This is a genomic window from Vibrio sp. Of7-15 (assembly GCF_022347565.1).
Lineage (GTDB): Bacteria > Pseudomonadota > Gammaproteobacteria > Enterobacterales > Vibrionaceae > NORP241.
Genome location: NZ_JAKRGH010000019.1, coordinates 79,230 through 101,187, shown reverse-complemented (window position 1 = coordinate 101,187; position 21,958 = coordinate 79,230). Strand labels below are relative to the sequence as shown.

Sequence of the window (21,958 nt, the reverse complement as noted above, 5' to 3'; positions counted from 1 at the left end):
AGAATTGGGGTAAGGGAAAAGCCTGCATAAGGTATCAGAAAGTGGCGTAATGTAATTTATACCGTCACCATAACTGTGCACTACTTCTCACTTTATTGTTAGCTTTATCAGAAAGTACAGCTTTCCTCACAACACTGTTGTTTCAAGTGTTCGGCGAGGGGAATTGGTTTGGAAATCGCATAACCTTGAGCGTAATTAATGTTCAATTCACGCAGGATATTGATGTGCTGCGGGGATTCAACAAACTCTGCAACTGTGGTTAAGTTCATGCCAATTGCGACTTGGCTGATGGTGTTTACGATAGTGTAATCAACTTTGTTGTCAGTGATGTGACGAACAAAAGAACCATCAATTTTTAGAATATCGATGGGTAAGCGGCGCAGATAGTCAAAGCTCGCGTAGCCCGTGCCAAAGTCATCTAGCGCAATCACACAGCCATGTTCCCTAAGCTGATTAATGGTCGTTATGGCCTGGGTTTCGTTGCTCAGAGCAGCACTTTCGGTGATTTCGAAACACACTTTATGTAAAGGAATGTGAAATTCATCAGCAAGAGAATGGATGAATTCGCCCAAATCGGTGTGATTGAGGGCTTGAGCGGTTAAATTGATGGAGCATCGGCCAATGTCTTCCCAAGAAATAACATTGGCATGTAAGGTTTTGAAGGTGTTTTTGATCACCCATTTATCGAGATCGATTTGCAACCCAAATTCGGTGATCAAGGGGAAAAACTCAGCTGGTGTCAGAATGGCTTGATTCGGCAGATCCGCTTTCAAGCGCACGAGCACTTCAAAGTAAGTTGGGGCATGTTCACTCGCTAAATTTAAATAAGGTTGGCACACAAGAGTGAATTGATCTTCTTTGAATGCCGCCTGGATTTGGCTCAATTTACTTAGCTTTGCTTGGCTGGTTTCATGGCAAGATACCCAGTGAATGTCATGGCCATGGCAGGTGTGGCTATTTGGGGTACATAAGGTAGCCAGTGCTTGATCCAGATCCGCTTGTGAATTTAATGAGCAACATACGATTTTATGACCAATTAAATGAAAGGATTCTTGTTGCCATTGAAACTTAAACTGAGACAGCTTAGCTGACAGCCGTTTTAAGTTTTGGTTAAGCTCTGGGGTCACTGAGCTTAAATGCAATGTACCTTGCGAGAAAGGCGGTAAGTACGCTTTACTTTTGCCATTCGAAAACTCGGTCACGAAATAAGATAAATGTTTGATGAGTTGAGCTTTGCCATCAAAGCCTAATGAGTTTAGTCGGTTACTCATTTCTGATAGATCGATATAGGTAAGAATAAACTCGCCTTTTTCGGGAATATCTTGTTTTAGTTGCGCAATATTGGCCAGTTTAGTAAAAGCGTCGATACGTTCTTTATTGATGGCGCTTAAAGTTGAGAAATGGTTTTTTAAAGCCTGTGCTGACAGCAATAAAATTAATGAGGTGATGGCAAAGAGAATCGCAATTAAGCTATAAAACGAATCTACTTCCAACAGGTTTTGGTTGTAGTTAGCAATGGCGCTTTGAGCGGAAATTAAGCTCACTGCTGTTGAGATCAAATATGGCTGAATGAAACCAAAATTACCCACCCCTAAGCCAATGATGGGCACCAGCATTAAACATAATGCATTAATCATTAAAGGCTCTTTTGCCGTAAATGCGATTGATAACGTTATCAAGCACATGATCAACCAACCCCAATATAAGCTGGAATGAGTGTTTTTTTTGCGCATTGCCTCGTCGGCTTCAAAAAAATCGGCATGCTGATCTTGATTAGAGAACCGACCAATGAGCAAGAAAATCAGCGGAGTAAGTAATAGCTGAGACAGCGAGCTTCCTAATACTGAGTAAGCAAAAAATTCCGTGCTGTTCATAAAGGGATAATTCAGCCATTGAGCTAAATAGATCCCGCATAACGTGGTGGTAATAGGGTAAGCCAAACCAAAGACGGAGATGTAATAGGTGGCTCGTAATGTGTAATCGTGAGCTTGTAAACGCTGGATTAGCCAGTTGTAACCATACGCAAATAAGCAGCTCAGCAGTGGGTAAGCAAAAGAAAAGGCCAGTGAGACCTGAGTGCCACGCTCAGTAACAAAAGCATAGTGATACATTAGCCCTAAGATCAAACTAGGAAGTGCTTTTATGCCATAGCGGAGGCTAGCGGCGACTAATAAGGCGGAGGTGATAGAAACGATATGAACACGATCAGCCTGTGAGACAAAAATTTGTGAAACCTCAAAGCTGACAACTACCAAGATAAATAAGATAAGTGGAAAAATCAGGGATTTTAATAGGTTGTTATTCATCTTTGTCTACAAATTATTACATTTCGTTGCGCTAGTATACCACTCTGTAATCGCGCCTCCTTATCACCGCACAAATAATGCGCAAAAAATGCAGAATAAATAGAGATAGATAACTTTATTATCATAAAAAGGAATAAAAAATGAAATTTTAGAATTTCAGGTAATATCTTAACGCGTCTATAGTGCCTTTATTACGAATAATAGAGGTGGCTGTGATGGATTACTTGCCGATTTTTGCGGATTTAAAAAAGCGTCCTTGTTTGGTGGTCGGTGGTAATGACATTGCGCTGCGCAAAGCGCGTATGTTGATCAAGGCTGGTGCTGATGTTCGTTTGATAGCGGATGAGCTTGATAGCGGATTTGTGGATTTAGTCGAGCAAAATAAAATCTCTCATATTGCGACGGAATTCGTTGCTGAGCAGCACCTTGATCGTATTTTTTTGGCGATTGCCGCCACTGGTAACAAAGCCATTGATGCTTTGGTTTATCAAGCGGCCAATCAGCGCCAAGTCTTAGTCAATGTGGTGGATGACACTCAGCGTTGCAGCTTTATTATTCCTTCTATTGTTGATCGTTCGCCGATCGTGGTTGCCATTTCTTCTTCTGGTCAAGCCCCTGTCCTTGCGCGTTTAGTGCGAGAAAAGCTAGAAACACTTTTACCTCAACATCTTGGCAGAATGGCCACTATTGCAGGCGGCTTTCGAAAAACACTTAAAGATACCCTGACTTCATTTTCTGAGCGTCGTTATTTCTGGGAAAAAGCGTTTACTGGCCGTTTCTCTGAATTAATGGCAGCAGGTAAAGAAGATGAAGCGAAGCAAGAGCTTTCTTCTTTAGCGCAAGCGGCAAAAAAGGATACGCCGCAAGGAGAGGTCGCTTTAGTGGGCTCAGGTCCTGGTGATGCGGGCTTATTAACTCTGCGTGCTTTGCAGTTAATGCAACAAGCCGATGTAGTGCTGTATGACTACTTGGTTTCTGATGAAATCATGGAGCTAGTGCGCCGTGATGCGGACTTGGTATGTGTTGGCAAACGAGCGGGCTTTCATAGCGTGCCACAAGAAACAACCAATCAGTTATTAGTGGATTACGCTAAGCAAGGCAAAAAGGTTGTACGCATTAAAGGTGGCGACCCTTTCATTTTCGGCCGAGGTGGTGAAGAGCTAGAGGTGTTGTTTGATGCAGGTATTCCATTCCAAGTGGTTCCAGGCATTACGGCTGCCGCTGGTGCAACGGCCTATGCCGGCATCCCACTAACACATCGTGATTATGCACAATCGGCCATGTTTGTTACTGGGCATTTGAAGTCGGAAGACGACAGTATGGATTGGTCTGTACTGGCAAAAGGAAAACAAACGTTAGTGATTTACATGGGGCTAATGAAATCAAGCCATATTCAGCAGCAGCTTATTACTCATGGCCGAAGTGCCGATACCCCAATCGCCATTATTGAACGTGGTACTCAAAAAACTCAAAAAGTATTTAAAGGTCAGCTATCAGAGCTGGCAACACTTGCAGAAAACGCGGCTTCCCCTTCACTGATTGTAGTGGGAGAAGTGGTTAATTTATCAGAAAAACTACATTGGTTTGGCAAGCAAGAGATTCAGTCAACGGGCTTAGATGCCGTGGCTAATCTTGCTTAGCGAGCAAATTCGTAAAGGGACGGAGAGAGAGATGGACCCACAACGCTTAACTCACCTCCAGCAGCTAGAAGCGGAAAGTATTCATATTATTCGTGAAGTGGCTGCGGAGTTTGATAACCCAGTAATGATGTATTCAATTGGTAAAGATTCTTCAGTCATGCTGCACTTGGCTCGTAAGGCTTTTTATCCAGGAAAAATACCGTTCCCACTGTTACATGTTGATACCAACTGGAAGTTCCGCGAGATGATTGAGTTTCGTGATAAAACGGCCAAGAAGTACGGTTTTGACCTATTGGTACACAAAAACCCTGAAGGGCTAGCAATGGACATTAATCCATTTGTTCATGGCTCGTCAAAGCATACCGACATCATGAAAACGCAAGGCTTAAAACAAGCACTGAACCAGTATGGTTTTGATGCAGCGTTTGGTGGTGCACGTCGTGATGAAGAGAAATCTCGTGCTAAAGAGCGAGTGTATTCTTTCCGCGATAAGAACCACACGTGGGATCCAAAAAATCAACGCCCGGAGCTTTGGAAAACGTACAACGGCCAAGTCAACAAAGGTGAAAGCATTCGTGTTTTCCCATTATCGAACTGGACTGAGTTAGACATTTGGCAGTACATCTACCTTGAGAACATCGACATTGTTCCGCTTTACCTCGCAGAAAAGCGTCCTGTGGTTGATCGTGACGGCATGTTGATCATGGTTGATGACGATCGTTTAGAGCTGCAAGAAGGCGAGAAAATTGAACACAAATCCGTACGTTTTAGAACATTAGGTTGTTACCCACTCACTGGTGCGGTGGAGTCAGAAGCTAACACGTTACCGGAAATTATCGAAGAAATGCTGGTGGCGACCTCTAGTGAGCGACAAGGCCGAGCGATCGACCACGATCAGTCTGGATCGATGGAATTGAAAAAACGTCAGGGTTACTTCTAAGGAGAGAATGATGAACAGCGCAGTAGAAGCACAGCTGGCCGAGCTTGGCATTGAAGGTTACTTAAATCAGCACCAACATAAATCTCTACTTAGGTTTTTAACTTGTGGTTCAGTGGATGACGGCAAGAGTACCTTGATCGGTCGTTTGCTGTTTGACTCAAAACAGATCTATGAAGATCAGCTTGCGGCCGTGCATTCTGACAGCCAGCGCGTCGGCACAACGGGCGAGAAGCCTGATTTGGCGTTATTGGTGGATGGCTTACAGGCTGAGCGTGAGCAAGGGATCACCATTGATGTGGCGTATCGCTATTTCTCGACACAAAAACGTAAGTTTATTATTTCGGATACGCCGGGGCATGAGCAATACACCCGTAACATGGCGACTGGGGCATCCACCTGTGATGTGGCGGTGATTTTGATTGATGCTCGTAAAGGGGTATTGGATCAAACACGTCGTCATTCGTATATTGCAAGCTTATTGGGTATCCGTCACTTTGTGGTTGCCGTGAATAAAATGGACTTGGTTGAATATTCACAGCAACGCTTTGAAGAAATCCGTGATGAGTATTTAGCGTTTTCAGAGAAGTTGGATAACCCTAATTTGAATATCCAGTTGATCCCACTTTCTGCATTAGAAGGCGACAACGTAGTTAATAACACTGAGAGCCTAAGCTGGTATGAAGGTAAACCACTTCTGACTTTACTGGAAGATGTGGATATCGACAGCCAAAAAGGCAACGGCGAGCTGCGTTTCCCTGTGCAATACGTGAATCGTCCTAATCTCGACTTCCGTGGTTTCTCTGGCACATTATCGTCAGGTTCGGTGAAAGTTGGGGATGAAATCTTAGCCCTACCATCAGGTAAAACATCAAAAGTGGCTCGTATTGTGACTTTTGATGGTGATTTAAATCAAGCTCAAGCAGGGCAAGCCATTACGTTAACGTTGGAAGACGAAATTGATATTAGCCGTGGCGATCTTGTCGTGGCAGCGAATTCAGATCTGAAACCAACGAATCATCTATTGGCTGATATTGTATGGATGACAGAGCAAGATCTGACGGTTGGCCGCCAATATGACATTAAGATCGCGGGCAAGAAAACCGTCGGTCAGGTGGAAGCGATCCGTCATCAGGTTGACATTAACAACCTAAATACTTTTGAGGTGGACTTCTTACCACTGAATGGCATTGGTTTATGTGAAGTGTCACTAACAGAATCCGTGTCTCTTGATAGTTACCAGAACTGTGCAGATACAGGTGGATTCATCTTAATTGATCGTCTTACAAACGTTACTGTTGGTGCGGGGATGATCCGTGAAGCGTTATCTGATACTGCGGTTACACAGGGTAACTTCAGCGCATTTGAAGTGGAGTTTAATGCGTTGGTACGTAAGCATTTCCCACATTGGGATGCCAAAGACATCAGTAAGTTACTAGGGTAATAGGATGGTGTGGGAACAAGGATTCGTTCTTGCTACATTAATGGTGATCGTCACTTGCTTGTTGGCAAGTCGTATAAAACCGAGCTTTATCTTTGCTGGTGCGGCTTTTGTGGCGTTCATGGCTGGGCTGATTGATTTGCCTAGCGTAGCGAAGAATTTTACCAATTCGTCGTTATTAACATTAGTGTTGTTGATCCTTGCTTCCTGCGCATTAGAAAAAACACGGCTGATCAGCTGGGTCGGCCGCCATATTTCAGAAGGGAGACTAGGTACGGTTGTCGCCAAACTAGGTACTTCGACCGCCTTATTGTCTTCTTTTACTAATAACACCGCAATTGTGGTTTCTCTGATCGGAGCCATTAAACGCAATCAGCGTCATGCGCCTTCTAAGTTATTAATTCCTCTCTCATATACTGCCATTTTAGGTGGTACATTAACTTTGATAGGTACGTCGACAAATTTAATCATTAATAGCTTTGTAGAAGATGCTGGATTACCGAGTCTTAGCTTTTTTGCCCCCACAGCCATTGGTTTGTCAGTGTTGGTTGGTGGGCTGTTGGTGTTGATCCCCCTTAGCTATTTATTACCGAGTTATGATGATCAAAGCCAAGACGACTTGCCTTACTTTTTAGAAGCTCGTGTGGAAGGTGGATCGCCGTTAGTGGGGCGCACCATTGCAGAAAATAACCTTCGTGCACTGCGACGATTGTATTTGGCAGAGTTAATTCGAGATGGTGAGACGTTCGCTTCTGTTTGTCCTGACACTAAATTGAAAGCGGGTGATCGACTATTGTTTTGTGGTGACATTGAAAGTGTGACCACACTGCAAGAGATCAATGGCTTAAACTTGTTCGGCCAACACCATTTAAACGGACAAAATTTAGTGGAGGTGGTGGTCAGCCAGTCAGCGACCATCCGTGGTAAGAGTTTAAAATCGGTACACTTTCGTGAGCGTTTTGACGCTGTTGTCGTGGCCATTCGTCGTGGTCATGAGCGATTAGAAGGTGGACTGGGAAATATCGAGTTATTGGCTGGTGATACGTTAGTGTTGGTGCCAGGTAAGAACTTTGAAGCAAATCAGCGTCGTCAGTCCCGCGAATTTGTATTGATGAATGATTTGGATTCCAGTGCAAAGCTAGACGGGCATAAGAGCAGTATTGTATTACTGGGTTTTGCCGCTGTGATTGGAATGTCTTTACTTGATGTGATGCCAATCATTAAAGGGCTTTCTGGTTATTTGTTAGCGATGCTAGGGCTTGGGATCATTTCGATTTCAGAGCTGAGACGCCGCTTTCCCATTGATATTGTGGTGATCGTAGGATCCGCGCTATCTATTGCGCAATTGATGTTGTCATCAGGTCTTTCAGCCAAGATTGGCGATATGTTTATCGAAGCTTTTAATGGCTGGGGGGTGTTTGGCGCTTTAGTGGCGGTGTATTTGTTAACCTTGATTTTAACTGAGCTTGTTACCAACAATGCCGCCGCTGCGTTGTCGTTTCCACTTGGTTACAGCATGGCGATAGGTTATGGCGTTGATCCTATGCCTTTTATTATGGCCGTTTTATTTGGTGCCAGTGCCAGCTTTATTTCTCCTTATGGCTATCAGACTAATTTATTAGTGTACAGCGTTGGTAACTATAAACTCACTGATTATTTACGGGTTGGCTTACCGATCTCGTTAGTTTATTCCGTGCTCGTACTGGCTTTGATCCCTTATTTTTTCCCTTTTTAATGAACCGATAGGTTTAAGTACAAGGATTGTGTTATGACAGATGTAGTTACTTCCACTGAACAGCCAGCAGCAGTAAAAAAAGATGAGAATGTGGTTTGGCACCAGCATCAAGTCGACAAAGCCACCCGTTCGGCGTTAAAAGGTCAAAAGCCAACGGTACTGTGGTTTACCGGTTTATCTGGTGCAGGCAAGTCGACGATAGCGGGTGCGCTTGAGAATAAATTGGTGGAGCTGGGCTATCACACTTATCTGTTGGATGGTGATAATGTACGCCATGGCTTATGCCAAGATCTCGGTTTTTCATCACAAGATCGTCGTGAGAATATTCGCCGTATAGGTGAACTCTCTAAATTAATGGCAGATGCGGGGTTAATTGTACTGAGTGCTTTTATTTCGCCACATCGTGCGGAGCGCCAAATGGTTCGTGATTTATTGCCAGAAGGTGAGTTCATCGAGGTATTTGTCAATACGTCCCTAGAAGAATGTGAAAAGCGTGATCCAAAAGGCTTGTATAAAAAGGCGCGAGCAGGTCAAATCCCCAACTTCACAGGTATTGATTCAGAGTATGAAGCACCTGAATCACCAGAGATCGATCTGTTAGCGGGAGAGTTCGCCATTGATCAGCTGGTGGAGCAATGCTTGGATGTATTACAACAACGACACATTATTAGCCAATAAAGGAGTTGCGGGTGAACGCGTTATTAACTTCAATTCATGAAATTGCTTTAGATGCCGGACAAGCAATCATGGAACGTTATCATAGTGATGTTAATGTTCAGGAAAAAGCGGATAGCAGTCCGGTAACGGAAGCCGATTTAGCCGCCAATGACGTTATTGTTGGCCGTTTAAATGAGTTAACCCCAGATATTCCCATTTTATCGGAAGAGTCAGCATTAACACCGTGGCAAGAGCGCCAGAGCTGGGAACGTTTTTGGTTGGTTGACCCATTAGATGGCACCAAAGAATTTTTGCGCCGCAATGGTGAGTTTACGGTAAATATTGCCCTGATTGAAAATGGTAAACCTGTGTTATCTGTGGTTTATGCGCCTGCTTTGGAAAAAAGTTGGTTAGCCGACGGTAAGTCAGCCTGGGTGGTGGCAAAGTCAGGCAAAGAGCAAATCAAAGCTCGACCAGCGACCATTCCTACTGTCGTTGGCAGTCGTTCACACCCAAGTCCAGATATGGCAGCATACCTAGAAAATCTTGGCGAATGCAAAATGACGTCGGTGGGTTCTTCGTTAAAGTTCTGTTTAGTCGCGGAAGGGCGAGCTCAGCATTACCCTCGTTTAGGCCCTACGATGATGTGGGATACGGCGGCGGGCCAATGTGTGGCTGAAAGTGCAGGGGCTGCGGTGACTCGTTTAGATGGTAGTGAACTGAATTATCACCGTGAAGAATTACTGAATGAGCACTTCTTAGTGGTTGTTGACTAAAGTGTCTTATTGCTCATGAAAGCAATAACGCCCGTGATGCTTTGTATCATGGGCGTTATTTTATCTACTGGGTATTAAATCATGAATGATTAAGCGGTATGGTGAATCGATCCTTTGACGTCAGTCTGAACCATGAATTTTTGATTTAATAGTGCGATTAGCTGATCGTAATACTGGTTACTTGGTTTGTTGCCCAGTAGCTTACAGAGTTCGGCTCCAGTTGGACTAAAGCGGTAATAAATCAGGCGGATGCCTTTTTGAAGTGGTTTTAACGCAATGTTTTTGCCTTGATAGCTTAAAGGCAGGGCTGGCTCAAACTCAATTTCTCCAGATTCTAACTCAGTACCTAAAATAAGCCCTAAATCGATGAGTAACAGTAGGCTAGAGTAGGGGAGGTGGTGGCTGCCTAGGTTAATGAGGTGAGGGCCATCTTTTTTGTAGAAGGTTCTAAGTGTGCCAGCACATTTATAGCCGAGTAAGAGTTTTTTACTGTTATCGTGGCCAAAGCTACACGCTAAGGTGGCTGCACGTTGAAAGGTTTGCGCTTCTCGTTGCGTCATGTCTTTTAGGACGTTCAATGCTTTGAGTGATGTCGAGCCAATGGTAATGATTTCTTGTTTAAGAACCCGGCTCCAAAGCTTTTGCATGGAAGCGCCGTGTATGTCTTGGGCCATTTCAAAAAATCGGTGTAGCCAGTCAATGTCAGGTTCACCTGCGGTTTCATCACGGCAATAATCATGGGTGTAGCGCATGATTTGCTCAAGGTTACGTTGACGTTTTTCTCTAAGTTGTTTTTCTCGCTGTAGATGCCGCTCTAAGAGTGTGCTTTCTGGCTTAGGCTGTTGCAGCTGGGCTCCTATACCAAAATTGGCGGCTATTTCACGAACACGCCGATCACTGCTGATCACATAGCTTTCTTTTTTTTCTTGGTGGACGTGTGACTCTTGTTCTACGACTACAGGGGATTTCTTATCAACCATAACAGTACCTTAGACTCGTTCAACCTAGCTATTTTACTCTCTAATTCCAACAAGTGCATATCTTATTCAGCTTTAGTCAAATTCTTGGCTATTAAAAATGCTAACAATTTGTTAAATTACAGTAATTATGAAGGTGGAGGTATGATTATGTCTGCAGAGCAAAAGTTCAGAAAATATCTAACCAGTGCTGTTTTATTGATGAGTTATGTGGGAGCGCTGGCTTATCTTGCTACATACATGGTGTAGCATAGATAAGCCTGCTGTGTATCAACTATGTTAATTTATAAGGATTATTCATCATCATAGGGTTCAATTTTTACGCCATTTAACACGTAGCCCACTTCGGCCAATTCATGGCTGATTGTTTCCGTTTTTAACTCTCCAGAGATGTATACGACATCCCATAATTGTTGTACTGGAGCTCCCGCTTTAAATTTTACGTACACAATTTGATTTGGCGGTGGAGCTGGCACATGGATACATGCGCCAAAGTACGGCACTAATAAAAATTCAGTGACGCTATTTTCATCCCCTTCAAGTGGGATCACAAACCCAGGTATTTTTACTTGGCTTCCGTTAAGTTCTTGCCTTACCGAACCTATTTTTGATTGCTCGGCGGCCCCACCACTGTGGCTTTGCGCAGGCATTCCCATTGGGTTAAATTGATTACGTTCCCTTTCTGGGATCAGATCAATCCAATCTAGGGTTAATATGTCGTTGGCATGGCTGACCAAAGGTAGCCAGCACAGCAGCATAATGAGTAAGCGTTTCATTTTTTCTCCTTAAATTCGGATTGTCATACCGTCTGCCAATGAATGACAGTACGCCCGGAAAGCGGGGATAAATCCGATAAGTAATCCTGCTAATTGCACTAAGGCAAGCAGCGTCCATTCGTGTGTGGTGAGCAATGTTAACTCGATATTGATGCCAAATGCTTGGTTAGCGATAGGCTGCAAGATGGCAAGCAGAAGGTATAAACCCGCTACACCTATTCCAATACCGAAAGCAGTGAGAACACTGGCTTCACTGATCAATAAAAAGAAAATATGGTGGGGGCGGGCTCCCATGGCTCTGAGGATCGCCATTTCTCTGCGGCGTTCTTGCAAGCTGGTTAGTAAGCTACTGAGCATCCCCAGCAGCCCTGCCATTACAACAAAACCAGACACGGCCAATAATGCTTGCTCAGCGATAGACATCATACCCCATAATTCATGTAATGCGATCCCTGGCATGATGGCACTGAGAGGTTCTTGGGGGTAAGTATTGATTTGACGCTGTAAAGCAAAAGTTTGGATCTTCGACTTTAGCCCTACCATAAAAGCGGTGATCTGCTTGGGTTGGAAATCGTATTGTTCTAGTTGTTCGGCGCTTGGAGTTGCCCCTAATCTTGCTCCAGATTCCCAGCCTACGTGAATGGCTTCAATTGCCCCTAAAGAAACATGAACACTTTTGTCTACAGGTGTACCTGTTGGTTTTAAAATGCCAACGACTTTAAAAGGTAAGTTGTCATGGCGATTAAAGGATTTGTCGCTGATGCCATGAGCGATGATAATTTCATCACCGATTTGGTAGTTGAGTTCTTTCGCCACATCGGCACCGATGACGGTTTCAAAAAGGTGAGCGAAAGGCTTCCCAGATTCAAAGCTAAGTGGCTGTTTCTTGCCGTATTGATAATACGTGAAATAATCGGTGTTGGTGCCAATAACACGAAAGCCACGGTGAGAGTCGCCAAGAGAAATTGGGATGGACCATTTTACCGAACGGTGATTGCTGATTTCCTGATAACTTTTCCAATCAATATTATTGGTGGCATTACCAATGCGAAATACAGAGTATAACAGAAGGTTTACTTGACCGGATCGAGCGCCCACGATCAAATCGGTATTTGAAATCGTATTGGCGAAGCTGCTTTTGGCTTGGGTTCTGATCCTTTCTACGCCTAAGAGTAAAATCACTGAAATTGCGACGGTAAGAACCGTTAAGAGTGCGGTGGCTTTACGGTTTTTGAGGCTTTGCCAAGCTAAATGAGTGACGGCTAGCATTGCCATTCTCCTTCTGCCATGTTGATTTTTGCGAGATCGACCCCACGATCAAAAAGAGGCTCCAGCGTTGGATCGTGGCTGACGAACACTAAGCTAATGTTCGCGGCGTGACACTCTTGCATTAATAACTCAATAAACGCAGTACGATTATCATGATCCAGTGCAGATGTTGGTTCATCGGCAATGAGTAAATCAGGTTTTCCAATTAAAGCCCGTGCGGCGGCCACTCGCTGCTGCTGGCCGATACTGAGCTCTGTCACTGGGCGATCTAAGCAGGAAGCGGGAAGGTGAAGTTGAGTCAGTAGACGTTTCGCTTCTTGGGGTAAATCTGATCCTGCTTTCTGTTTTCGCTGTGATGAAAAGTGACAAGGAAGCAAGACGTTATCGATAACAGAAAGGTAAGGCAGTAAGTTAAATTGCTGGAAGATATAACCAATGTGGTTGGCTCTGAATTTGTCTCTTTGATTACTCGATAGAGTCGTAAGATCTTGTTGTAATAACTTAATTTGACCACTGCTGGGTGTCACGATACCCGTTAATAGACTCAGCAAGGTGGACTTGCCGCTTCCACTGGGGCCCTTGATAAACACTTTTTCTTGTTGGGTGACAGAAAAGGTGGAGATATTTAAGGTCAGGTTCGCTTGTTTTGGCCAGCGATATTGAAGATCGGTTAGTTCAATAATATTCATGCACTATCAGGGAGGTGTTGCCACCTCCCTACCACGTTACCGGTTTTAGAGTTTAATATTAGAACGCTGTTTATTCAGCATTTCTGACTTTTGGCTATGCTCAGTTAAAATATTCGTTTGTGCTTTTTCTGTGTTAGAGAAAAGCTCAAACCAATGTGTTTGAATGCTGCTTAGCTGTTTAATGTCATCGCAGTGGTAGTGGTATTCGATAGAAAATTCAGCATGACCGCTGTCTGAACCATGATCGTGTCCGTGATGGTCATGATCGTGGTCTTTGTCATGATCGTGCTTATCGTGGTCGTGATGGCCTTTGCCATGATCGTGCTTATCGTGGTCGTGATGGCCTTTGTCATGATCATGGTCATCGTGGTCGTGATGGTCTTTGCCATGATCGTGTTTATCGTGGTCGTGATGGTCTTTATCATGATCATGCCCGTCGTGATCATGGTGGTGCCCTTCATGCTCCCCTTCATCATAGCTGTGCTTTACTGATACGTATTTGACCGAGCAGTTTGCTGACGCAGGCAGCGTAAAGATGTTATTAGCTTGTTTTAGTGTTGCCACTGCTCTGGATAATGTTGCATGTTGCGCATCATTTTGCGGAGCATGTTCAAAACCAATCACATCAGCGCCTGGTGCTGTAATTTCCATTAGCAGATCGTGTTCGTCCTGTGCAATGTTCATTTCCACGACACCATGAACATGGGCTTCATGTTGACGGAAATTAGATTCTGCCTGTACTGGTAAAGCGGTTGATGCGGTAAATCCTGTGGCAATTAATGCCAGTTTAGTAAAGCGAAATGGGGTAGACATACTTCCTCCAAAAGTTAGCAATAAAATAAAGATAAAACATTTCAACTTTATGTCAGTGCCGGAGGTGCTCTCGCATGCTGAGTTACTGGTTGGTAGGGAGCCGAGATGAAGGGCTCTGTATCAAAAATAAATGTGCTGGGTATAGGAATATCCAGTGTGAGCTCTGATGGGATCAGAGCATTATTTGATACTTGATAAAGATTACATTGATGCTGCTGATGGTGGTGAGGATCTGAATCAACGGCATGTAATACAGATACATAGCTAAGCGTCAGCACAAGAAGTACTAAACTTATATGTAGCCACTTATGCGGTATTACGGAAAACAACATCAGAACCATACATTCAACAATCGAAGTGGCTAATGTAATAATATAACATTCAGGACGCAAGAAAATTTACGCTTGTTTGTGAGAGAAAAAAGAAGGAAATGTGTAAGATAAGGTGACGAGTAACTTCTAGTGAAAGGAAGGACGAAGCTACCCGTTACATGTTTATAGAGCCGCTTTGATTAAGCCTAGAACGGTTTCAATCTCAGATTCATTTAGGCTACCTTCTTTAGCGAATAACACTTTGCCTGTTTTGTCTTGCACAATGATGGCTGAACTTTCTTCTTTCAGTTGCCATGTTTTTGCTGCAACACCATTTTCATCCAATACCATCGAAGACCAAGGGAACTCTTGTTTACTGTCTTCTGCGGACGACTTTACAAATCCCCCAGTGCCCCAAATTGCATCATCTTGGTTGATGATGGTTGTGGTTTGATAGTCAGTTTCTGGGAACTTTGAGGCCGTAATGGCGGTCATTAATGGTGCATTCATTTTTTTTGATGAGCTACGCCCAGCAATTGCCTGGATAACACGGACTTTACCTACCATGTTTGCAGTGTTCCAAGGTTGGTAAACCACGGTTGAATCTTCAATGATGAGTTCACCGTGATCTTTCACATTAATACTCGGTACGGCTTGGCCAACCTGAATATTATGAGCGAAGGCAATAGATGGTAGCAAACTTGCAAGGAGAGCAATGAGTGGCTTTTTATTCATATTATTTTTCCATTTTTTATAGGTTTGTAGTCCGACAATTATGATAGCGCACTTTTCTCACTCTGCTTAACTTGTAAGAAAAATGTGTTATCTCAGTTCTTTTCCTATACTTAGACATGTTATTTTTACTGGAGATGATATTTTCGGTTGTTGTCGAGTTGTCCTTAAGAGTATAATGTTTCATAACTGTTAATTTGAAGCGATAATCAAAGGCAGTTGGCTAAGAGATGTAAGAGTCATGCGTGATAGCTTTTACATTAGAAGGACTATAAAACCTTATATGGAATAATGAGGTATAGCTATATGTTACGTATTTTTAAACGTTACCGTCCCGTTCAAGTGGCGAGATTTGTTAAAACGTTGTTTCGCGGCCGGATTTATATCGAAGGCATTGGTGCATTCGAATTTGATAAAGGCCGACTTTTGCCGCCGAGCAAACATGATAAACGCATGCTCTCTGTGATGAGTGAGGTGAATAAAGAAATTTTACACCTCTCTGCCATCCCTGCGTGATAAAGACATGTGTGACTTAAAGTAACAAGAAAAGGGCCGCGTAATGTGGCCCTTTGTTGTTTTGGCTTGTTGTCAGTCTGTGATGTTATTCCGGTGGGAAACACACACCTGTGCCACCGATACCGCAATAGCCCGCAGGGTTTTTAGCAAGATATTGTTGATGGTAGGTTTCTGCAAAATAATAGTCAGAGGCGGCTTTGATCTCTGTACTGATCTCTCTCTGATCATTCGCGGCGGCAAGTGCTTTTTGATAAGCCTGCTTGCTTTGCAGTGCGCTCTCTTGTTGTTGTTCGCTGTAGGTGTAAATCGCCGATCGATATTGCGTTCCAATGTCGTTGCCTTGGCGCATCCCCTGAGCAGGATCGTGGTTCTGCCAAAAGTGTGTGAGTAACGTTTGAAATGAGATTTTGCTTGGATCGTAAATGACTTTTACGACTTCGGTGTGGCCAGTTTGTCCTGTGCAAGTATCGTCATAAGTTGGGTTAACGGTAAAGCCACCACTGTAGCCAACGGATGTGCTGTAAACACCGTCTAGTTTCCAGAACAAACGTTCCGCTCCCCAGAAGCACCCCATTCCAAAGAGTATGGTTTCAAACCCTGCAGGAGCCTCGGCGTTGAGATCGGTGTTATTCACAGCGTGAGGTAAATTGGGCGTAATCGCATGAGGGCGATCGGGCAATGCAGTATTGGCATTAACCAATTGTTGTTTCGTGGTATTCATATTACATCCTTGAAGTGTATGTGGTTCATTCAGCCAGTTGAATATTTTAATGATAAAAGTATTAAAAATCATAGCATCGTGCTTTTCTTGTTGTAGTCCGTTGACACTTTCTAGACAATCACTAAATTGAGTAACTTTATGTTGGCTCTATGAATTCAAACCTTCTATCTAGTTGATAATAGCAATGTTAAAGAATCGAGTATTACCTACAATTACGCTGTTATGTGGCGCTTTTTCCTCTTTGAGTCATGCTGAAATTTCAGTATCGATTGAAGGCATTGATGGTCCTTTAAAAGATAATGTGGATGTCTATTTATCTACTATCCCAGAAGAAGATTATTCGTTGTCGTTACGCTTTAAATCCCGAGTTGAAACAAGCATTCAACAAGCGTTAAAAGCATTAGGGTACTACGAACCTAAAATTGAATTCATAGTGGTCAGTGAAGATGAAGACCATGACGTCACTATAAATATTTCACCTGGGCCGCCAGTATTGATCCGAGAAAGCGACATCGTGATCAGTGGTGAAGCGAAAAACGATCAAGATTTCATTGCTTTGGTGGAAAAGTCGGGGCTGCATTTAGGAAACATACTGAATCACAGTAAGTACGATGCGCTGAAGTCTGGGGTCCGTAACTTAGCGCTGAGAAAAGGTTATTTTGATGGTGATTTCACATTAAAGCGATTGGAGGTATCTCCTGAAAATCGTCAAGTTTTTGTGCGGTTACATTATGACAGTGGCAAGCGATATCATTATGGTGAAACGACGATCATTGGCAGTCAGATCGATCAAGATCGCGTATTGTCGTTATTGCCGTATAAGCCGAATGATCCGTACCTTGCTAGTCAAATTGGGGAGTTGAATCAGTCTCTTTCCAATACCGAATGGTTCTCTTCCGTTTTAGTTGAAGGGGACATTGAGAATATTAAAGATAATCTCCTTCCTATCAACGTCAGTTTAGCGCCACAAGCCCGTAATAAAATTGAAACTGGTTTAGGTTATTCCACCGATGTTGGTGTACGAGGCACCGTGAAGTGGAACAAACCATGGTTAAACAGCCGAGGTCACAGTTTCGATTCAAGTTTATCGGTGTCGAACCCAGAGCAAACATTAGCCATGGGGTATAAAATTCCCCTTGAAGATGTGCTGAATGAGTACTACCAAGTTCAATTTGGAATGAAGAACTTAGACAACCGAGATACACGAAGTCAGGAATACAATTTATCTCTAGAGCGTCATTGGAAGTTAGAATCCGGTTGGCACAGAACGGCGTTTACTCGTGTGCTTTATGAAGATTACCGCCAGGGTACTGAAGAAGATATTTCTACATTGATCTTACCGGGTGTGACTTACACGCGTAGCCGAGTACGTGGTGGCGCGATGCCAATGTGGGGAGACAAGCAAGTTATTACCGTGGAAGTGTCGGATAAATCTTGGGGTTCGGATGCCAGCTTACTACGGGTACAAGGTCGAACTGCTTGGGTGCGTAGCTCTGGTAATAACCACCGTGGTATTGCTCGTTTTGATGGTGGCGGTGTGTATACGTCAGAGCTTGAAAATATCCCACCGTCACTGCGTTTCTTCGCTGGTGGTGATAATAATCTACGTGGTTATGGTTATGAATCCATTTCTCCAAAAGACGAGAAAGGTAACTTAACTGGTGGTCAATACATGGCGACGTCCAGCCTTGAGTATCAATACCGAGTCGTGGGGAATTGGTGGGCGGCCACCTTTGTGGATTATGGTAGTGCATGGACTGATACTCCTGAGTGGAAAACGGGTACTGGAGTGGGTGTACGTTGGGCTTCCCCCATTGGCCCGATCCGACTGGACTTTGCATGGGGCTTAGATGAAAAGCCAAAAGATCGTTTCCAAATCCATTTCACATTAGGGCCAGAAGTATGAGTAAGTGGTTAATTCGTATCGGCATTACGTTTGCCACTTTGATTGTGATGATCGTGCTGTCGGTTGGTGTGATTTTATTTACACCAGCTGGCATTAAGTTGGCACTCTGGGGGGCCGAAAAAGCGGTACCGGAGTTGAAGGTGGGGAGCAGTAAGGGCTCGTTACTTTCCAGCTTTACTCTTACCGACATCAGCTATCAATCAAAAGATCAAATGGCATTAGCACTGAATTCAGCGACGCTAACCATAGATGCTAAGTGCTTACTTACCCCAGCCGTTTGTGTTCGAAATCTTGAATTAAATGGTCTTAACTTTAACCTACCTGCTCTGCCAGAGTCCTCGAATCCACCGGAAGACGTTGCCACCGAGCCTGTCACAGAAATCACACTGCCTGTGCCTATTAGTGTGGATCGCGTGGCCCTCAATGAGATTGAATTGGCGATTTTAGGCAACAAAGTCAGTTGGCAGCATTTTTCGACGGCGGCAGAAGTGCAGGGCAGTAAGTTGCTTCTTAAGCCGACGGTGTGGCAGAAAATTCGAGTTGAGCTGGCCAAGCAGGAAGATACTTCAGTAGCGGCAGAGCAGATCAAAGAAGCTTCCGATGAACCGAAAACAGCCATTGTACTGCCAGAAGTTGTGATCCCGTTGGATATCACCGTAGAGCAATTTGATCTAAGTGATTTTGAGTTAGCTGGGGAAACCCCAGTGGTGGTTGAGCAACTTTCGTTTGCTGCTACGGCGAATCAGCATGACGTGGCTGTTAAGCAGCTAGATCTGGTTATGCCACAAGCCAAATTGGATTTAGACACCAACGTAGCTCTTAAAGGTGACTACCCACTTACCTTGGAAGCTAAGGTATTGGTACGAGAAACGGAGTTAAAAGATCACACTTTAGCGCTCAATGTGGCTGGCAGTGTGGCAAATATGGAGCTCGTAGCAAAGCTTCAGGGGACACTACAGGCTAGCATAAAAGGACAGCTGAAAGCGTTAGACCCCACATTACCTTTTGATATTAGGTTATCTGACAGCAAGCTTCAGTGGCCTCTGACTGATAACCCAGATTACCAAGTAAAACGCTTAGACTTATCCACCCAAGGTAGTTTAGAAGGTTACCAATTTACTTTGGCCTCTTTGGTTGAAGGAAAGCCGATCCCGAGTTTGGATCTGTCTTTAAAAGGGGCAGGTGATCTAGAGCACGTAAAACTCTCGACACTGATGCTAAATACCTTAGGTGGACAGGTGAAAGGCCAAGCTGGGGTTAACTGGAAAGCTCCGCTAAATTGGGATGCAACGTTAAATCTAGCCAATATTCAGCCTGGATTGCAGTGGCCACAAGCGGAAGGCAACATCAGTGGCGATCTGGCAACAACAGGCCAGTTAACTCAAGCAGGTGGTTGGGTTGTGGATCTACCTACGTTAGATATTGATGGTGTGATTCGTGATTACCCATTGGATCTTTCTGGCAGTGTCAAAGCCAATGATAAAAAAGGCAGTGGTGCGGTTCAGCTTAATATTCCTGAGTTGGTGTTAAAGCATGGCCCGAACGGAGCAGTGATTGCAGGGCAGCTCGACAAACTATGGGATCTAGATGTTCAGCTTAATGCGCCTGATTTATCGCTCAGCGTGCCAGATTTGCAAGGCCACGCACAAGGGAAGGTTCACTTAGCTGGGGCACTAGAAACACCAGATATTACTCTTGATTTAACCGTTGATAATATCAATTGGCAGCACGAAGCAACGTTAGAAAAATTAAGTGTAAAAGGGCAAGTCACCCCATTACCTGTAGCACAAGGTGACTTAACGATTTTGGCTAAGAAAGGTCGTTATCAGGAACATATTTTACACTCATTAAACCTTATTTTTGCAGGCAGTGAGCAGCAACATCAATTGGATTTGAAGCTGAAAACTCAACCTGTTTCCACTCAAATGCAGTTAGTAGGCTCACTTGATCGTAAAGAGGGTTGGCAAGGCACATTAAACGATGCTGACATTGAAACGGACTTGGGGACTTGGCAGTTAAATCAAGCCACAGCATTGGGCTACAACATTCCTAAAAATATTGCTTCTGTTGCCGCTCATTGTTGGCTGCAAAACGAAAGCTCCATTTGTGTCACAGACGATATTGAGGCAGGGGAATCTGGTGAAGCCTCATTGAAAGTGTCTCAATTTGGTTTTGATAAAATTCAGCGGTTCTTGCCACCAGAAACCACCTTAGAGGGGGCGGTTAATGCCACGGTTTGGGCGAAATGGGCCAAAGAGCAGCAGCCAGAAGCGAAAGCGCATATTTCGGTGACGCCTGGTTACGTAAAGCAGCAGTTGGATGAAGAGCTGACATTGGGTTGGGATGACATAACGTTAACCGCTGATGTCAAAGACAATCAAGTGGCGACCACATGGTTGGTGAGCCTGACAGAAAACGGTGACATTCAAGGTAATGCAACCATTGCCCCAATTGAAGGAGAAACAGAGCAAACCATTGAGGGCCGATTACAAATTGAGGCGCTAACATTAGCGATGCTGGAACCAGCATTAAGTGAATACAGTTCATTAGATGCGTTGATCAATTCTGATATTGTGCTGAGTGGTCCTGTCCTTCAACCAAAGTTACAAGGGCAATTAACGGTGGATCAGCTTGCCCTGCATGGAGATTTATCACCCGTTGATGTTAACAACGGCAATGTCACGCTAGCATTTTCAGGTTATGAAGCGGATCTTAATGCCAAAATAGAAACACCCGATGGTGATCTGGATGTGACTGGTCAAGGCAATTGGGCAGACTTAGCAAAATGGAAAGCGGTACTTTCGGTGAAAGGCGATGAGCTAAAAGTGAATGTACCACCGATGGTTGCGTTAAAAGTACACCCTGATCTTCATATTTCAGCCAGTCCAGACTTAGCTAAGGTGACAGGGAGTATTAAGATCCCTTGGGGACGTATTGAAGTTAAAGAGTTGCCTCAGAGTGCCATTGGTGTTTCTAGTGATGAGGTGATCCTCAATAAAGATCTTCAACCCGTTGAAGAATCTAAACCTGTACCAATGAAAGTGAAAACAGACATTAAAATTGATATTGGTGATGACGTTAAGCTGGCGGCATTTGGCTTAGAGGGTGGGTTGATTGGCTCACTGGGGGTGACCCAAAACAATAAAGGGCCTTTTATTAAAGGTGAGATAAACATCACCGATGGTACTTATCGATCTTTTGGTCAAGATTTACTGATTAAAAAAGGGTTAATCCTATTCAGTGGTCCAGCGGATCAACCGTTTGTGTCTATTCAAGCTATCCGTAACCCAGATAACACTCAAGACGATGTGGTTGCTGGCGTCCGAGTTGACGGCCCTGCCGATGAACCAAGTATTGAGATCTATTCAGAGCCGGCTATGCCACAAGCGAATGCGTTATCGTATTTACTACGTGGGCAAAATATTGATAGCGAATCGGCAGGTGGCGGTAATGTCGTTACAACTACCTTGATTGGGCTAAGTTTAGCCAAAAGCGGTAAAGTGGTTGGCGAGATTGGGGAGGCTTTTGGTGTTCAGGATCTGGCTTTAGATACCGCAGGATCAGGAGAAGACTCTCAAGTTACCGTCAGTGGCTATATTTTACCTGGATTACAAGTGAAATACGGTGTGGGCATATTTAACTCATTGGGCGAATTTACTTTGCGCTATCGTCTGATGAAAGATCTGTACGTGGAAGCCGTATCAGGTGTGGATAGCGCCGTCGATCTGTTGTATCAATTTGAAATCGAATAAAGGG

18 protein-coding genes are annotated in these 21,958 nt (G+C 44.0%); 9 read left to right on the top strand and 9 right to left on the bottom strand.

From position 1 onward, the window contains the following. Positions 1 to 107: 107 nt before the first annotated feature. Positions 108 to 2,306 (bottom strand): EAL domain-containing protein, encoded by a 2,199-nt coding sequence (locus MHO82_RS17810; protein WP_239185945.1) that lies wholly within the window; start codon positions 2,304 to 2,306, stop codon positions 108 to 110. Positions 2,307 to 2,521: 215 nt separating this feature from the next. On the opposite strand from MHO82_RS17810, the gene cysG reads away from it, so the two are divergent. Genes cysG through cysQ form a run of 6 tightly spaced genes read left to right on the top strand, consistent with a single transcriptional unit; the run spans position 2,522 to position 9,492 of the window. Then, positions 2,522 to 3,946, top strand: a complete 1,425-nt coding sequence (gene cysG / locus MHO82_RS17805; protein WP_239185943.1) for a siroheme synthase CysG — start codon at positions 2,522 to 2,524, stop codon at positions 3,944 to 3,946. After that, positions 3,924 to 4,886, top strand: coding sequence for a sulfate adenylyltransferase subunit CysD (cysD, locus tag MHO82_RS17800; RefSeq protein WP_275440664.1), 963 nt, complete (start codon positions 3,924 to 3,926; stop codon positions 4,884 to 4,886). Before cysG ends, cysD begins: the two co-directional genes overlap by 23 nt. Positions 4,887 to 4,896: 10 nt before the next feature. Then, the gene (gene cysN, locus MHO82_RS17795) at positions 4,897 to 6,327 is read left to right on the top strand and encodes a sulfate adenylyltransferase subunit CysN (RefSeq protein WP_239186037.1); all 1,431 of its coding nucleotides are present in this window, start codon (positions 4,897 to 4,899) and stop codon (positions 6,325 to 6,327) included. A gap of 7 nt (positions 6,328 to 6,334) precedes the next feature. Continuing rightward, positions 6,335 to 8,059, top strand: coding sequence for an SLC13 family permease (locus MHO82_RS17790; protein WP_239186035.1), 1,725 nt, complete (start codon positions 6,335 to 6,337; stop codon positions 8,057 to 8,059). A 33-nt stretch (positions 8,060 to 8,092) separates the two neighbouring features. Next, positions 8,093 to 8,737: an adenylyl-sulfate kinase gene (gene cysC / locus MHO82_RS17785; protein ID WP_239185941.1), complete on the top strand. Its 645-nt coding sequence runs from the start codon at positions 8,093 to 8,095 to the stop codon at positions 8,735 to 8,737. Positions 8,738 to 8,748: 11 nt separating this feature from the next. Beyond that, positions 8,749 to 9,492: a 3'(2'),5'-bisphosphate nucleotidase CysQ gene (gene cysQ, locus MHO82_RS17780; RefSeq protein ID WP_239185939.1), complete on the top strand. Its 744-nt coding sequence runs from the start codon at positions 8,749 to 8,751 to the stop codon at positions 9,490 to 9,492. An 89-nt stretch (positions 9,493 to 9,581) separates the two neighbouring features. On the opposite strand, the gene MHO82_RS17775 is transcribed toward cysQ, so the two are convergent. The 7 genes from MHO82_RS17775 to MHO82_RS17745 form a co-directional block, all read right to left on the bottom strand. Beyond that, positions 9,582 to 10,472: a TIGR03899 family protein gene (locus MHO82_RS17775; RefSeq protein ID WP_239185937.1), complete on the bottom strand. Its 891-nt coding sequence runs from the start codon at positions 10,470 to 10,472 to the stop codon at positions 9,582 to 9,584. Between the two features lie 290 nt (positions 10,473 to 10,762). Next, positions 10,763 to 11,245: a DUF3299 domain-containing protein gene (locus tag MHO82_RS17770; RefSeq protein WP_239185935.1), complete on the bottom strand. Its 483-nt coding sequence runs from the start codon at positions 11,243 to 11,245 to the stop codon at positions 10,763 to 10,765. A 9-nt stretch (positions 11,246 to 11,254) separates the two neighbouring features. Then, on the bottom strand, positions 11,255 to 12,514 hold the full coding sequence (locus MHO82_RS17765; protein ID WP_239185933.1) for an ABC transporter permease: 1,260 nt from the start codon (positions 12,512 to 12,514) through the stop codon (positions 11,255 to 11,257). Further along, positions 12,508 to 13,203: an ABC transporter ATP-binding protein gene (locus MHO82_RS17760; RefSeq protein WP_239185931.1), complete on the bottom strand. Its 696-nt coding sequence runs from the start codon at positions 13,201 to 13,203 to the stop codon at positions 12,508 to 12,510. The genes MHO82_RS17765 and MHO82_RS17760 overlap by 7 nt, the downstream gene beginning before the upstream one ends. Before the next feature lie 45 nt (positions 13,204 to 13,248). Further along, positions 13,249 to 14,016, bottom strand: coding sequence for a DUF2796 domain-containing protein (locus MHO82_RS17755; RefSeq protein ID WP_239185929.1), 768 nt, complete (start codon positions 14,014 to 14,016; stop codon positions 13,249 to 13,251). Between the two features lie 47 nt (positions 14,017 to 14,063). Further along, positions 14,064 to 14,348 (bottom strand): DUF2607 family protein, encoded by a 285-nt coding sequence (locus MHO82_RS17750; protein WP_239185927.1) that lies wholly within the window; start codon positions 14,346 to 14,348, stop codon positions 14,064 to 14,066. 162 nt (positions 14,349 to 14,510) lie between these two features. Next, positions 14,511 to 15,062, bottom strand: a complete 552-nt coding sequence (locus MHO82_RS17745; protein ID WP_239185925.1) for a YtfJ family protein — start codon at positions 15,060 to 15,062, stop codon at positions 14,511 to 14,513. A gap of 303 nt (positions 15,063 to 15,365) precedes the next feature. Here MHO82_RS17745 and MHO82_RS17740 point away from each other — a divergent pair, with 303 nt between their 5' ends. Continuing rightward, positions 15,366 to 15,575, top strand: a complete 210-nt coding sequence (locus MHO82_RS17740; protein WP_239185923.1) for a DUF1107 domain-containing protein — start codon at positions 15,366 to 15,368, stop codon at positions 15,573 to 15,575. Between the two features lie 85 nt (positions 15,576 to 15,660). On the opposite strand, the gene msrA is transcribed toward MHO82_RS17740, so the two are convergent. Next, the gene (gene msrA, locus MHO82_RS17735; protein WP_239185921.1) at positions 15,661 to 16,296 is read right to left on the bottom strand and encodes a peptide-methionine (S)-S-oxide reductase MsrA; all 636 of its coding nucleotides are present in this window, start codon (positions 16,294 to 16,296) and stop codon (positions 15,661 to 15,663) included. A gap of 184 nt (positions 16,297 to 16,480) precedes the next feature. Here msrA and MHO82_RS17730 point away from each other — a divergent pair, with 184 nt between their 5' ends. Together MHO82_RS17730 and MHO82_RS17725 are read left to right on the top strand one after the other, a co-directional pair. Beyond that, positions 16,481 to 18,202 (top strand): autotransporter assembly complex family protein, encoded by a 1,722-nt coding sequence (locus MHO82_RS17730; protein ID WP_239185919.1) that lies wholly within the window; start codon positions 16,481 to 16,483, stop codon positions 18,200 to 18,202. Beyond that, positions 18,199 to 21,954 (top strand): translocation/assembly module TamB domain-containing protein, encoded by a 3,756-nt coding sequence (locus tag MHO82_RS17725; RefSeq protein ID WP_239185917.1) that lies wholly within the window; start codon positions 18,199 to 18,201, stop codon positions 21,952 to 21,954. The genes MHO82_RS17730 and MHO82_RS17725 overlap by 4 nt, the downstream gene beginning before the upstream one ends. Positions 21,955 to 21,958: the final 4 nt, after the last annotated feature.